Raw genomic sequence first — 14716 nt, forward strand, 5'->3', positions numbered from 1 at the left:
CCACGAAATAGCCGCCCAGGCGCGAACCGAAGTCGATGCCGAACACTGCCGGCAGGCGCGGTATCGACAGCAGCCCGCCCGAACCGTTGGTCAGCCAACGCATCTCGATGGCGAGAATGCGAAAGATCTCGGCAAAGGCCAGCATGGCCAGCGCGAAATAGGGTCCGCGCAAACGCAGCGTCGGCATGGTCAGGATCGAGATCACCCCGGCGACCAGCCCACCGGCGAGGATCGACGGAAAGACCGGCAGCCCCACGCGCATCACCAGCAGCGCCGAGGCATAGGCGCCGACACCAAAGAAGGCCGAATGGCCGAACGAGATCATGCCGCCCAGATTGCCGAGCATGGCCCAGGCCACGGCGATGCCCGCGATGGTCAGCGCCGAGACGACGATGCCGATGACATAGTCGTTGCCGCCGAAAAGCAGGGGCACAGCCAGGTAGGCGGCAGCCAGAAGAATGATCAGGGAAAGGTGTTTCATCACCCACGCCTCCTTGTGCGACCGAACAGGCCCGAGGGCATGACCAGCAGTACGATCAGGAACAACAGCATCGAGACAAGGCCTTGCAGCGCCGAGGACCACAGCGTCGCGGTCAGGCTTTCGGCGACGCCGATCAGCACCGCGCCGATCAGCACGCCCGGCACCGAGCCCATGCCCGCCAGAACCGTGATGATAAAGGCTTTGATGGTCAGCGCATGGCCAAGCGACGGTTCGATCACCTTGCCGCTATAAAGCGCCAGCCCTGCGATCGACGCCAGGATGCCCGCAACCGCGAAGGACAAGATCTCGGTCGTGCGGGGGTCGATGCCCATCAGCTTCGCGGCGTCGCGATTGGACGAGACTGCGCGGAGCGCACGGCCATACCAGCTTTTTGACAGCCACCACCAGACCGCGGCCACGACCAGCACGCCGATCACGGCGAACAGGATTTCTGTGTTCATGGCAAATAGCGTGTCGCCGATGATGATCGCGTCCAGATACCAGCTCGATCCGGTCGAGCGGATATCGGCCGACCAGATCATCAGGATGCCGTTGGTCAGCATGATCGCGATGCCGAAGGTCAGGATCAACGAGTTGATCTCGCGATCGATCCGGATCTTGGTGAGCAGCAGATAGATGATCACGCTGGTGAGGGCCACGATGAGGATTGCAGCCGGCAGGGCGGCCAGCGGATCAAGGCCGAAGCGGCTTTCGGCCGTGTAGGCGATGTAACCCGCCAGCAGGACCAGTTCGCCATGGGCCAGGTTGATGATGCGCATGGTCCCGAAGACCAGCGCCAGTCCCAGGGCGATCAGCGCGTAATAGGCACCGGCCAACAGCCCCGAGAACACGGATTGTGCGACAAGATCGAACATTCGGCATATCCTGGAATTGAAAGGGCCGCGCCGCCGCAGGAAGGGGCGGCGCGCTTCGGATGCTTACCAGGGGACAGCAGGGAATTTCGCCTCGCTGGTGGCGTTTTCTTTTGGCCAGACGATGGCGATCGACCCGTCCTGGTGTTGGGCCATCCGATGGGCGAAATTCGTATTGTCTCCGGATTCGTCGAAGATGACCTTGCCGATCAGCGTGTTGTGCTCTGCCTTGCGGAGGGCGTCCTGCACGCCGCCTGAATCCAGCGTGCCGGCGTCGTAGGCTTCCGCGACGGCGTTAAAGAGCAGCAGCCCCTGCACATAGCCGAAGGTGCCCAGGTAGTCGGGTTCCTTGTCGAACATTTCCTTGTAGGCTTCGGCGAAGGTCTGCTCCTCGGCAGTGCTGAACTGCGCCGGGTAAGACAGGGTGGCCGTGCCGTAAGTATAGTTCACCAGGTCGGGGAAATCCTGCCACATCTTCGGCGTCGCCAGAGACCAGGTGCCCAGGATCGCCTTCACGTCCGGCTTCAGCACCTTGGCGGCGCGGATGATGCCGACATAATCGTTCTCATAGCCGACCATGGCGATCGCGTCGGGGCGGTCTTGCAGCTTGATCTTGTGCAGCACCGGCTTGAAGTCGGCGATGGAGGGGTCGAAGGGGTGCATGGTCACCTTCTTGCCTTGGGCGGTCCACATCTCCTCCAGAAGCTTGGCGACTTCCTGGGTGGATTCCCGAGTCGAATAGATCAGCGAGAAGGATTGCAGGTCGAGCGCATCCCCTAGACCTGCGACCGCCTTTGCATAGCCGGCGGCGTTAACGATGCGGAAAAAGGTCTTCAGGCCACGATGGGAAAGCTCGGTCGCGACGCCCCCCGAGGTCATGTAGACCTTGCCCAGCCGCTCGGCCGCGTCCGAGGCCGGACCGATGATGTTCGAACCATAGCCGCCAGTAAACGCCAGTGCGCCCTGGGAGTGCAGCTTCTCGATCGCAGCCACGGCTTTGGCGGGCTGGCTTTCGTCGTCGATGGTGATCACCTTGATGGTGTGCTGGCCATGGGTTTCGTTAAAGACCTTGGCGGCGACCTGGATCCCTTCGTTCATGCCCACGCCGACCCGGGCGAGGCCGCCGGTCAGCGGGATCTGCGAACCGATGATGAGTTCATCGGCATTCGCCGCACCCAGCCCGAGCGTTAGCGCCAGGACGGAAGATATCGTTCGTGCAATCATCTGATTCTCCTCACCTATTTTTATTGGACGCATGCCTTCGGAAGCGGGCCCCCGCAGGTTGCCCATCAGCTTCGCCCGTATGTATTCGAGTGGCAGCGCGCTGGTCCCCTCCGCGCTGCACTACGGCGCATCAGCATTCAGCCCTCCTGCGGGAACGCTGGCGCAGAGCGGTCATCCCGCTTGGCCGGCAGCCTCCCAATGCTGATGCAGCCTCCCATCATGGACATGACATGCGCCGGGGAGCTTGTCAATAATAATGAACCATCATTTCGCAATGCGAACGGACCATGTGTTGATGTCAATCCGGTTGAAACAGCGTTCCGGCGCCGGGACGGGCAAGCCTCTGTCTGTCCCGGACCGCTTTGGCGGTCCGGGTGGCGCTGTAGTGTGCAGGGGGATTGATTGCGGCCCTTAGGTCCGGCTGAAGCTTGCCACCACGTCGATCAGCCGCGGGCCATAGTGTTCGTGCAGTTCCTCGGGCGAGACGAGGAACGAAGGGCCGCCTACGTTAACGCCATAGACCGTGGTGCCATCCACTGACAGAAGCGGTGCGGCAATGGCGTTGATCTCAGGTTTCCAGGCGCCAAAGCTGGTGCAATAGCCGTAGGTCTCGTGATCCTTCAGTGCATCGCGGACGCTGTCTTCCATGCGCTGGCGCTGGCCGGGAAATTCACGGATGCCTTGCGCCAGGATCTCGGCGCGTTTTTCGGCTGTCATGCCCACCAGAATCGCGCGTCCGATGCTGGAGTAGAACAGTGGCAGCCTTGCGCCAACCTCGATGGATAGCGACACTGCCTGATGCGAGCGACACGCGGCCAGATAGACGGCGCGGGTGCCGGCACGCTCGGCTAAGGCTGCGGTTACATAGGGATTAGGCCCCCTGGATAGCGCTTCCATATCCGTGGCGAAGCGTTCGGTGATGTTGGTCGCCGCCAAAACGCTGAAGCCGAGTTGCAGTACCTTGGGGCTCAGGCGGTATTCACCGTTCTTGTCGTCGCGAATCAGGTGGCCGGTTCGGGTCAGGGTATGGGTCAGCCGCGAGACGGTGGGCCGCGCCAGGCCGGTGCGGCGCGTGATCTCGTGATTCGATAGGAAGCGGTCCCCCGACTTGAAGCAGCCCAGAATGTCCAGGCCTCGGGCGAGGGCGGTGACGAACTGACGATCACCCGCTTCGGTGTCGTCTTGCATCAGATCTTCGGTCATGAATCCTATCGCAGGCTGAATGTTTGATGTCCCGATCATCTCGGAGACAGGCAAGTCAAACAAGACCTTTCGCAAAGCAAACGGGAATTTCGCAAATATTATTCGGCGAGCGGGTGCTCAAGCCGGCACCGGTCCCGACCTTCAGAACCCTGGGCGCGCTATGCTGCGGGTGGAAGGAGCGATGCAATAGGGTCTTGACGTGGCCCATTCCGGACTGCTATCTGCTCGCTATGCGAAACTGATGTTCGCAAAATGATCAAAGCAGTCGCTCAAGGCAGAAGGCCGTTGCGGCGACGCGGGCAGGGAACGGGGAGTCCCGGCGCCGAGGTGCAAGCGGCTGGGGATCAGCCGCGGCATGGCCGGCTCACACGAAGGGTTGCAGACAGGGGGGACCGTGAGGCGTATCCATGAATTGCTGCTGAAGGGAGATCCGTCGCATGTCGCGATCAGCGACCACGACGGCTCGGATTACAGCTATGCCGATCTTTCCCGGCTGGTTGAGGACATGGCCGCGCGCCTTTCCGCTTACGGCGTTCGAGCCGGCGACCGCGTTATGCTGCTCAGCGAAAACTGCGTCACGTACCTTGTTGCGACGCTCGCGCTTGGGCGGTTGGATGCATGGACGCTGCTGGCCAATGCGCGATTGACCGCCGCCGAGGTCGATCGGCTCGCCAAGGTGGCCGATATCCGCTGCACAATCTACACACCCGAGGTCTCTGCGGCCGCGCGCGCTCATGCCGAGCGGATGCGGGGTGTGTCGCTTGGTAACATGGCCTGTGGCGAGTTGCTGGTTTCGCCGCTGCGCGATGCTACGCCCGAGCCGGTCGAGGATGGTCCGGAACAGACCGCAGTGCTGATCTATACCAGCGGCACGGTGGGCGAGCCCAAGGGCGTGATGCTGACCCATGGCAACCTGCTTTTCATGGCCCAGACTTCTTCCACGCTGCGCAGCATTTCTGCTGCCGACGTCACGCTGGCGGTTCTGCCCGGGACGCATATCTTCGGACTGACCTCGGTTTTCCTGGCGGCGCTGGCCAAGGGTTCACGCCTCATCGCCATGCCGCGCTTCGACCCGGACGCGGTGTTGGACCGCATCCGCGAGGACGTGACGATCCTGCCGGCCGTGCCGCAGGTCTTTGCCGCATTGCTGCGCCGGCTGGCCGAGCTTGGAGTCGAGCGGCTCGAGCATAAGAACCTGCGCTATATCTATGCCGGCGGCGCGCCTCTGGACCTGGGGGTGAAGCAGCGGGTCGAGCGGGTTTTCGGCCTGCCGCTGCATAACGGATATGGCCAGACCGAGGCCTCGCCGGGCATTGCCACCACGCGGCTGAACAGTCCGCGCAGCGATGCATCGGTCGGGCTGGCAGTGCCGGGGACCGAGATCCGCATCCATGATCCAGACGAGCATGGCGTGGGCGAACTCTGGGTGCGCGGCCCCAACGTGATGAAGGGATATTACCGCAATCCCGAAGCCACTCGCGCGGCGCTGACCGAGGACGGTTTCCTGCGCACCGGCGACCTGGCCCGTCGCGATCCCGACGGGGCGATCCATATCGTCGGGCGGCTGAAGGAACTGATCGTCCATTCGGGTTTCAACGTCTACCCGCCGGAAGTCGAGGCGGTGCTGAGCCTGCATCCTGCGGTTTCTCTGAGCGCGGTGGTCGGTCTGGCGCGTGATGGCGATGAGGATGTGATCGCCTTCGTCACGACGCAGGCCGAAGTGACCGAGGCGGAACTGCGCAACTGGCTGCGCGAGCGCCTGGCGCCCTACAAGGTGCCCATGCGCATCGTTATCGCCGATACCGTCCCGCAGGCTGCTACCGGAAAGATCTTGAAGAGCAAGCTGCTGGAGCACTTCCGCGACCGGCTTGAACAGAAGGAATGAACGCGATGTTGCAGGGTTACATCTATGACGGCTTGCGCAGCCCATTCGGACGTCATGCGGGTGCGCTTTCGACGATCCGGCCCGACGATCTTGCCGTGCAGGTGGTCCGGGCCCTGGTGGCGCGGTCGGAACTGCCGGTCGAACGGATCGAGGACGTCATCCTGGGGAACGTCTGCCAATCCGGTGAGGACAGCCGTAACGTGGCTCGCTTCGTGGGACTGCTCTCGGGCATTCGCATGGAGGCTGGCGGGCTGACCGTAAACCGCCTTTGCGGTTCGGGGATGGCCGCGGCGCTGGATGCCGCGCGTTCGGTTACTCTGGGCGAGGCCGCTCTCTATGTCGCGGGCGGTACCGAAAGTATGAGCCGGGCGCCGTTCGTGCTGGCCAAGTCGCCTGCTCCCTGGCATCGCCAGCCGGAGATCTACGATTCGACCATAGGCACGCGGTTTCCCAATCGGGAGTTCGCTGAGCGGTTCGGTGACTACAGCATGCCACAGACCGCCGACAATCTGGCCGGCGACTACGGGATCGGCCGCGAGGAATGCGACGCCTTCGCCTATGGCAGTCAGCAGAAATTCGAAGCCGCCCGCGCCGAGGGCTTCTTCCGCGACGAGATCCAGCCGATCGAGATTCTCGGGCGCAAGGGCGTGACGGTGGTGGACGCGGATGAGCATCCGCGCCCCGAAACGACCCAGGAGAAAATGGCGGCGCTGAAGCCGTTGTTCGTCGGCGGCGTCGTCACCGCCGCCAATGCGTCGGGCGTCAACGACGGCGCGGCGGCGCTGATGATCGGTGCCCGGGATCTGGGGCCAAAGCCGCGGGCGCGCATCGTTTCGGGTGCAGTCGCCGGCGTGCCGCCGCGGATCATGGGAATCGGCCCGGCTTTTGCAGTGCCGAAGGCGCTGGAGCGCGCGGGGCTGACGCTTAAGGACATGGACCTGATCGAGATCAACGAGGCCTTCGCCAGCCAGGTGCTGGGTTGCTGCCGCCAGCTTGGCCTCGATCCGGCCGACAGTCGACTGAACCCCAATGGCGGCGCCATTGCCGTCGGGCATCCGCTGGGCGCCTCGGGTGCGCGCATCATCCTGACCGCGATGCGTCAGCTGGAACGGACCGGCGGCCGCTATGCCTGCCTTTCGATGTGCATTGGCGTGGGGCAAGGCATCGCCATGGTCATCGAGCGTATGGACTGACGGAGGGGACGATGACCGAAGCAAGCAATGATCCGGTTGGAATCAGCATCGAGAACGGCGTCGGCCTGATCGAATTGGGCAATCCCCCGGTCAACGCGCTCGGTGCGGCGGTCCGGCAGGGGCTCTCCGACGCCATCGCCGTGCTGAATGGTGATCCGCGGGTCGACGTGATCGCCATTCATGGAAAGGGCAGGTGCCTGTCCGCCGGCGCCGATATCCGCGAGTTCGGCAAGCCACCGCAGCCGCCGAGTCTGCCGGACGTGCTGGATCAGATCGAGGCCAGCGGCAAGCCGGTCGTTGCCGTGGTTCATGGTACGACGCTTGGCGGCGGACTGGAACTGGCGCTGGCCTGCCATGCCCGCATCGGACTGGCTGGTGCTCAGCTCGGCCTGCCCGAGGTGACGCTGGGCCTCTTGCCCGGCGCGGGCGGCACGCAGCGCCTGCCGCGGCTGGTTGCGTTGCAGAATGCCATCGAGATCATCTCCTCGGGGCGCCGGGTGGCGGCCGAGGAAGCGGCTGCGCTGGGCATCCTGGACCGAATCGACACGGGTACTCCGCGCGAAGCGGCGCTTGCCGCCGCGGCCCAGGTGATCGAGGGCAAGCTGCCCACCCGCCGGACCGGCGAGATCGCGGTCGAGATCGACCCGGCGATCATCTTGGAAGCAATCGAGGGTTTGAGGCGCAGGCGGCCGGCGCTGGTCGCGCCCATCAAGGCGGTCGAGGCCATCGCGCATGCGGCCGAGCCCATCGCGGAGGGGCTGAAGGCCGAACGCGCGCTGTTTCTGGAGCTGATGGAAAGCCCCGACCGGCAGGGGCTGATTCATGCCTTCGACGCCGAGCGCGTGGCCCGGCATTTCCCCGAAACCACGGCCGTTCCGCGCCTGATCGAGCATGTGGGGGTGATCGGCGGCGGCACGATGGGTGCCGGTATCGCGACAGCCTTGCTGCAAGCGGGTATTCCCGTCACTCTGGTCGAGACCGCCCCGGAGCGCGCCGAGGCGGCACGGGCCGCGGTCGCCGGGAACCTCGACGGCGCCGTCAGGCGTGGCAAGGCCAGCGGCGAGACGCGCGACAGGCAGCTGGCCATGCTGACCGCCACGGCGGGACTGGACAGGCTGGCGGATGCCGATCTTGTCATCGAGGCGGTGTATGAGGACATGGCGGTCAAGACCGAGATCTTCGGCCGGCTGGACCGGATCTGCAAGCCCGGCGCGCTTCTGGGCACCAACACCTCCTATCTGGACGTGAACGCTATCGCGGCCGCGACCTCACGCCCGCAGGACGTGATCGGGCTGCATTTCTTCTCGCCTGCACATGTGATGCGGTTGCTGGAAGTGGTCGTCGCGGAAAAGACCGCGCCGGAGGTGGTGGCGACCGCCCTGGCTCTGGCCGGCCGGATGAAGAAGGTAGCCGTGCGTTCGGGCGTGTGCGACGGCTTCATCGGCAACCGCATCCTAGCTTATTACCGCAAGGCTGCGGATTACATGCTGCTCGACGGTGCCTCCTTCGAGCAGATCGACCGCGCGCTAGAGGATTTCGGCTTTGCCATGGGCCCCTTTGCAGTGGGCGACCTGGCGGGACTGGACATCGGATGGGCGACGCGCAAGCGCAAGGCGCCGACCCGCCCGGCCGAAGAGCGCTATGTCGAGGTCGCCGACCGCATTTGCGAGCGGGGCTGGCTGGGCCGCAAGGCCGGGCGCGGCTATTATCTTTATGGCGATGGGAAATCGCGCCAGCCCAATCTCGAGGTCATGGCACTCGTCCAGGCCGAGCGCGCGGCACGGGGCATCGTTCCCCGCGCCTTCAGCGACGGCGAGATCGTCGCCCGCTATATGACGGCGATGATCTCCGAGGCCACCCGCGTCGTCGAGGAGGGGATCGCGCTGCGTCCGATCGATGTCGATGCGGTCCTTCTGTTCGGCTACGGCTTCCCCCGCCATCTGGGCGGGCCGCTGAACCATGCCGACCGGATCGGCGCGGCGGCGCTGATCGAGCGGATCGAGACCTATGCAAGGGAAGATGCCCATTACTGGCAGGTCCCTGCGCTTTTGCGCGAACTCGCCCGAACGGGGCGCAGTTTCGCGGATCTGAACAAGGAGTAAGCGGATGGATCTGGAATTCACCGATGAGGAACGCGCATTCCGCGAAGATGTGCGGAAATTTCTGCAGCGGGAACTGCCAAGGGACATCGCCGGGAAGGTCGCTGCTGGCAAGGATCTGGAGCGGGACGATATCCTGCGTTGGCAGGCGATCCTGCACGCAAGGGGATGGCTGGCCGCGACCTGGCCGAAAGAGCATGGCGGCCCCGGATGGTCGGCGGTCGAGCGGCATATCTTCTCTGAGGAATGTGCGCTTCACAGCGCGCCGCGCCTGCCGCCCTTTGGCTTGAACATGCTTGGCCCGGTGCTGATCCGGTTTGGCAACGACCAGCAGAAGCGCGAGATCCTGCCGCGCATCCTTGATGGCAGCGACTGGTGGTGCCAAGGCTATTCCGAGCCCGGGGCGGGCTCGGACCTTGCCAGTCTCAGGACGCGCGCGGTCCGTGACGGCGATCACTATGTCGTCAATGGGCAGAAAACCTGGACCACGCTGGGCCAATACGCCAACAAGATCTTCTGCCTTGTGCGCACCTCGACCCAGGGCAAGCCGCAGGAAGGCATCAGCTTCCTGCTGGTGGATCTGGATGCGCCGGGCGTCGAAATGCGTCCGATCAGGTTGATCGACGGCGGGCATGAAGTGAACGAGGTGTTCTTCACCGATGTCCGCGTCCCCGTCGCCAATCTGGTGGGCGAGGAAAACCAGGGCTGGACCATCGCGAAATACCTGCTCACGCATGAGCGGACAAATATCGCCGGCATCGGTTATGCCACCAAAGAGCTTGAACGTTTCCATCGGCTGGCCCGAGAAATCACCCGCGATGGGCGCCGTCTTTCCGACAGTCCGCTCCATGCCGCCCGCGCGGCCGAGATCGAGGCGGAACTCGAGGCTCTGCGCATCACCAATCTGCGCATGCTCGCCAATGCCCGCGACGGGGCGGCGGGCGGTGTCGAAAGCTCGCTGCTCAAGCTTAAAGGCACCCAGGTGCGGCAGATGCTACAGAATCTCTATCGCTCCGCGCTAGGCTCGCAGGCGGCGCCGATAGCGGATGAATTGTCCGAAAACGAACTGACCGTGCCGGTCGATGCGGCCCGTGCTGCGCCGGTCTATTTCAACCACCGCAAGCTGTCGATCTTTGGCGGCTCCAATGAAATCCAGCGCAACATCGTTGCGAAAGAACTGTTCAAGGAGTGATCCGATGGATTTCAATCTGTCCGAAGACCATCAGCTTCTGTCCGATTCGCTGCGCCGCTTTCTGGCCGAGAACTACGATATCGAAACGAGAAACCGCACCGCGTATGCGGCGCCCTTCCATGCCCCCGAGACCTGGTCGGCCCTGGCGGAACTGGGCGTGATCGGAGCTTTCGTCCCAGAAGGCCAAGGCGGTTACGGCGGTACGGCCGATGACGTTGCGGTGATCTTCGAGGAACTGGGCCGCGGGCTTTGCTCCGAACCGATGCTCGGCACGCTTTTGGGTTTGCGCCTGCTGGCTGCCCTTGGTCAAACCGATCTGGCCGCGCGCGTGATCGACGGCGAAACTCGCGTTGCACTGGCGGTTTCTGAGCCGCAGGTCGCATGTGATCTTTCGTGTCTCCAGGCTACGGCACGCTGCGAGGGCGACGTTTGGCGCTTGAGCGGGCGGAAGTCTGCCGTCTATGGCGCGCCCGGAGCCGATCTGGTGCTGGTCGTCGCACGCTTGGCCGACGCCGGCGAAAATGCGGCGCTTGGTCTCTTTCTGATCCATGCGCCCGAATCGATCGCGGCGCCGATGATCGATGGCGGCGGCATCGCCGACATCGTGCTGGACGGGTTACAGGCCGAATGCCTTTCGACGGATTGCGCCGAGTTGGTCGAGGATGCGCTGGACCTTGGCCGCATCGCGCTTTGCGCCGAGGCGGTGGGGGCGATGTCGCATCTGATCGAGATCACCATCGACTATCTCAGGCAGCGCAAGCAGTTCGGCCGGACTCTGGCGAGCTTCCAGGCGTTGCAGCATCGCGTCGTCGACATGGTGGTCGAACGCGAGCAATGCCGCTCGATCACCATTGCGGCTGTCGCGGCCTATGGCACGCCCGCGCAGGCGCGGACCGTCTCGATGGCGAAGAACCTGATCGGCCGGATGGGCAGCTGGATCGCCGAGGAAGCGATCCAGTTGCATGGCGGCATCGGCATGACTTGGGAATATCCTGGCTCGCATTACGCCAAGCGTCTGGTGATGATCGACCACCAGCTTGGCGACCGCAACGATCATGTCCTGCGCATGATCCGCCTGAAGCCCGGGGCACCCCCTGCCGAGGCCGCGTGATGAACGATCCCGCGCTCAAGGGCGCCGGAGACGGGGATCTGCTTCCCGTCGATCGCTCCGGTGCGCGCCAACTGGTCGGCTATCGTTCGGCTGCGGCCGGGGCCGGGAGCGAGGGTGGATCCTGCTCGCTCGAAGTGGGACCGCAACACCTGAACCGGTTGGGCCTGCTGCATGGCGGCTTCGTGTCGATGCTGCTGGACAATAGCTGCGGCGTCGCTATCCGCGAGGAGATCGGCGATCTTGATGTTCCTGCGGTCACCGTCACGCTGTCGGTGAACTTCATCGCCGGTGTCGGGCCGGGGCGGCGCGTCACCGCCACCGGGCGCGTGACCGGCGGCGGGCACAGCCTGAAATTCGCCGAGGCCGAATTGCGCGATGATGCCGGCCGCCTGCTGGCGACCGGTTCCGCCACCTTTCGACTGATGAGGAGCCGATGAGTTTGTCTTCCAACGAACCGGTGCTTTTCGCGCGCCATGCCGCTACGCTTGTGCTGACCTTGAACGTGCCGGAAAAGCGCAATGTTCTCGGCTCTGCGGTCTATGACGGTCTGCATGCCGGGCTGGATCTCGCCATGGCCGAAGCTGACATCGCCAATATCGTCCTGCAGGGGGCGGGCGGCTTCTTCTGCGCCGGCGGAGACCTGAACCTGCTGGCCACCCGTGCTGTCCTGCCGCCCGGGGAAAGGGCCGCGCGGATCGAGCTACTGCACCGGCTGATGCGGCGCATCCGCACCTGTCCCAAGCCCGTGATCGCGGCCATCGAGGGCGGTGCGGCCGGAGCCGGTGCCTCGCTCGCGCTGGCCGCCGACCTGATCGTCGCGGCAGAGGACAGTTATTTCTCCATGGCCTATGTCAAGGCCGGGCTGGTGCCGGATGGCGGCGGCACGGCTTCGCTGCTGCGAGCCCTGCCTCCGCAGGCCGCGGCTGAGCTGGCCCTCCTGGGCGGGCGCTTCCCGGCGCGGCGGCTTGCGGACCTGGGTGTCGTCAACCGCATCGTCCCCGCGGGGTCCGCATTCCAAGCCGCGCTGGACCTGGCGTCGGAACTGGCCCAGGGGGCGAGAGGGGCGCAATCCGCGATCCTCGCGCTTCTCGACGGCGCTTCCGAGCAAAGCTTCGACGACCAGCTTGAATCCGAGAAAGCCGCGATGACGCGGGCGCTTGGCGGAGCCGAGGCGGCTGAGGGCATCAGCGCCTTCCGCGAGCGCCGCCTTCCGGCCTTTCCGGCTGTGCCGGTCCTTTCCCCTCGGCTGCCTGCCACTGCCCCACCGCAGGGGATCGAGACGCCCGTCACCCGGCTTTTCGGAATGCGTTTGCCTATCATCGCCGGGGGGCTGATGTGGCTGTCGAACGCCGATTATGTCGCTGCGGCGGCCAGGGCTGGGATCATGGGGTTCATCACAGCGGCAAGCTTTCCCGATCCGCAGGCGCTGCGCGTCGAAATCCGTCGCTGCCGTGAAATGGCGGGAGATCTGCCCTTCGGTGTGAACATCTCGATGCTGCCCAAGCTGGTTGAGAGCGATCGCACGGAGGAGATATTCCGTCTTGTCGCCGAAGAGGGGGTGCGTTTCGTCGAAACCTCTGGACGCAGCCCCGAAGCCTATCTGCCGATTACCCGTGCGGCCGGCATCAAGGTTCTGCACAAGGTTGCCAGCCTTCGCCATGCCGTCAAGGCGCAAGAGATCGGTGTGGATGCGGTCGCAATTGTCGGCGCCGAATGCGGTGGCCATCCGGGGCTCGACCTGATCGGCAGTTTCGTCAATGCCGGGCTTGCCGGGGCAAGACTGGACATCCCGTGGCTGATCGGCGGCGGCATCGGCACCGGCGCCCAGGTGGCGGCGATCCTTGCCATGGGCGGTGCCGGTGCCGTGGTCGGCACCCGCTTTCTGGTGGCTGACGAGATCTGGGCGCATGACGCATATAAGCAGGCACTGGTCAGGGCCGGAGAGAATGACACGGCGCTGGGAATGCACACGGTCCGTAATACGGTGCGGGCGCTGGCCAATGACACGATGCGCGAGCTGCGGGCATTGGAAACCGCCCGCCCTGACGCGACTATCGAAGATCTCATGCCACTGGTTAGCGGCATGATTGGCCGCCGCGCCTATGAAAGCGGAGATGTCAGCCGAGGCATCCTTTCGGCTGGGCAAAGTCTGGGTGCAATCAGCAAGACCGAACCTTTGGCGAATATTGTCGCGCAGATGCGGATGGAATTGTTCGAAGCGTTGGATCGCACCGCAAGTTTCCGGAAATGTAAGGGAGTAACTTGATGAAGGTTCTCGTGCCAGTGAAGCGCGTGATCGACTACAACGTGAAGGCGCGCGTGAAGAGCGACGGGTCTGGTGTCGATTTGGCGAATGTGAAGATGTCGATGAACCCGTTCGACGAGATCGCGGTGGAGGAGGCGATCCGTCTGAAGGAGGCGGGCCAGGCCGAGGAGATCATCGCGGTCTCGATCGGCGTGAAGCAGGCGGCCGAGACGCTGCGCACGGCCCTGGCGATGGGCGCGGACCGGGCGATCCTGGTGGTCGCCGCGGACGACGTGCAGCAGGACATCGAGCCCTTGGCGGTGGCGAAGATCCTCGCCGCGGTGGCCAGGGCGGAAGGCACCGAGCTGATCATCGCCGGCAAGCAGGCCATCGACAACGACATGAACGCCACCGGCCAGATGCTGGCGGCGCTGCTGGGCTGGGCGCAGGCCACCTTCGCCAGCAAGGTCGAGATCGAAGGGGCCAAGGCCAAGGTGACGCGCGAGGTCGACGGCGGCCTCCAGACCATCGAGGTCGCGCTGCCGGCGGTGGTCACCGCCGACCTGCGGCTGAACGAGCCGCGCTACGCCTCGCTGCCGAACATCATGAAGGCCAAGAAGAAGCCGCTCGATGAAAAGACCGCCGCCGATTACGGCGTCGACGTCGCGCCGCGGCTCGAGGTGGTCTCGGTGCGCGAGCCCGAGGGCCGCAAGGCCGGCATCAAGGTCGGCTCGGTGGACGAGCTGATGGGCAAGCTGAAAGAAGCGGGGGTGATCTGATGGCTGTTCTGCTGCTTGGGGAAGTCACGAACGGGGCGCTGAACCGCGACGCGACGGCGAAGGCGGTGGCCGCGGTCAAGGCCTTGGGCGATGTGACGGTGCTCTGCGCCGGCGCGCAGGCCAAGGCGGCCGCCGAGGAGGCGGCGAAGATCGCCGGCGTCGCGAAGGTGCTGGTGGCCGAGGCCCCGCTCTACGGTCACCGCCTGGCCGAGCCGACCGCGGCGCTGATCGTCGGCCTGGCCGGCGATTACGACCACATCGCCGCGCCTGCGACCACCGATGCCAAGAACGTCATGCCCCGCGTCGCGGCGCTGCTCGACGTGATGGTGCTGTCGGATGTCTCGGCCATCCTCGACGCCGAGACCTTCGAGCGGCCGATCTATGCCGGCAACGCCATCCAGGTGGTGAAGTCGCGGGACGCGAAGAAGGTCT

General features: G+C 64.7%; 12 protein-coding genes and 1 pseudogene. 9 read left to right on the top strand and 4 right to left on the bottom strand.

What is annotated here, in order from left to right; genetic code table 11:
• From AQY21_RS03040 to AQY21_RS03055, 4 genes are all read right to left on the bottom strand, one after another.
• A partial coding sequence (locus AQY21_RS03040) for a branched-chain amino acid ABC transporter permease (protein ID WP_161905898.1) occupies positions 1-481 on the bottom strand: 481 nt, incomplete at its 3' end.
• On the bottom strand, positions 481-1356 hold the full coding sequence (locus AQY21_RS03045; RefSeq protein WP_058096355.1) for a branched-chain amino acid ABC transporter permease: 876 nt from the start codon (positions 1354-1356) through the stop codon (positions 481-483). The genes AQY21_RS03040 and AQY21_RS03045, both read right to left, overlap by 1 nt.
• A gap of 63 nt (positions 1357-1419) precedes the next feature.
• The gene (locus AQY21_RS03050) at positions 1420-2643 is read right to left on the bottom strand and encodes an ABC transporter substrate-binding protein (protein WP_203416352.1); all 1224 of its coding nucleotides are present in this window, start codon (positions 2641-2643) and stop codon (positions 1420-1422) included.
• 345 nt (positions 2644-2988) lie between these two features.
• Positions 2989-3780 (bottom strand): IclR family transcriptional regulator, encoded by a 792-nt coding sequence (locus AQY21_RS03055; RefSeq protein WP_058096357.1) that lies wholly within the window; start codon positions 3778-3780, stop codon positions 2989-2991.
• A 394-nt stretch (positions 3781-4174) separates the two neighbouring features.
• Here AQY21_RS03055 and AQY21_RS03060 point away from each other — a divergent pair, with 394 nt between their 5' ends.
• From AQY21_RS03060 to AQY21_RS03100, 9 genes and pseudogenes are all read left to right on the top strand, one after another.
• The gene (locus tag AQY21_RS03060) at positions 4175-5665 is read left to right on the top strand and encodes a class I adenylate-forming enzyme family protein (RefSeq protein WP_161905900.1); all 1491 of its coding nucleotides are present in this window, start codon (positions 4175-4177) and stop codon (positions 5663-5665) included.
• Between the two features lie 5 nt (positions 5666-5670).
• Positions 5671-6858, top strand: coding sequence for an acetyl-CoA C-acyltransferase (locus tag AQY21_RS03065; protein ID WP_058096358.1), 1188 nt, complete (start codon positions 5671-5673; stop codon positions 6856-6858).
• Positions 6859-6869: 11 nt separating this feature from the next.
• Positions 6870-8960 (top strand): 3-hydroxyacyl-CoA dehydrogenase NAD-binding domain-containing protein, encoded by a 2091-nt coding sequence (locus AQY21_RS03070; RefSeq protein ID WP_058096359.1) that lies wholly within the window; start codon positions 6870-6872, stop codon positions 8958-8960.
• A gap of 4 nt (positions 8961-8964) precedes the next feature.
• Positions 8965-10149 (top strand): acyl-CoA dehydrogenase family protein, encoded by a 1185-nt coding sequence (locus tag AQY21_RS03075; protein WP_058096360.1) that lies wholly within the window; start codon positions 8965-8967, stop codon positions 10147-10149.
• Positions 10150-10153: 4 nt separating this feature from the next.
• On the top strand, positions 10154-11260 hold the full coding sequence (locus AQY21_RS03080; RefSeq protein WP_058096361.1) for an acyl-CoA dehydrogenase family protein: 1107 nt from the start codon (positions 10154-10156) through the stop codon (positions 11258-11260).
• The gene (locus tag AQY21_RS03085) at positions 11260-11697 is read left to right on the top strand and encodes a PaaI family thioesterase (protein WP_058096362.1); all 438 of its coding nucleotides are present in this window, start codon (positions 11260-11262) and stop codon (positions 11695-11697) included. Before AQY21_RS03080 ends, AQY21_RS03085 begins: the two co-directional genes overlap by 1 nt.
• Positions 11694-13526: an oxepin-CoA hydrolase, alternative type gene (locus AQY21_RS29565; RefSeq protein WP_082657954.1), complete on the top strand. Its 1833-nt coding sequence runs from the start codon at positions 11694-11696 to the stop codon at positions 13524-13526. Before AQY21_RS03085 ends, AQY21_RS29565 begins: the two co-directional genes overlap by 4 nt.
• A complete protein-coding gene (locus tag AQY21_RS03095) occupies positions 13526-14284 on the top strand; it encodes an electron transfer flavoprotein subunit beta/FixA family protein (protein WP_058096363.1) in 759 nt (252 codons plus the stop codon). The genes AQY21_RS29565 and AQY21_RS03095 overlap by 1 nt, the downstream gene beginning before the upstream one ends.
• Positions 14284-14716 (top strand): annotated as a pseudogene (locus tag AQY21_RS03100) (electron transfer flavoprotein subunit alpha/FixB family protein); the annotation flags it as partial. The gene AQY21_RS03095 and the pseudogene AQY21_RS03100, both read left to right, overlap by 1 nt.

Source organism: Paracoccus sp. MKU1 (genome assembly GCF_001447385.1).
Taxonomy (GTDB): domain Bacteria; phylum Pseudomonadota; class Alphaproteobacteria; order Rhodobacterales; family Rhodobacteraceae; genus Paracoccus.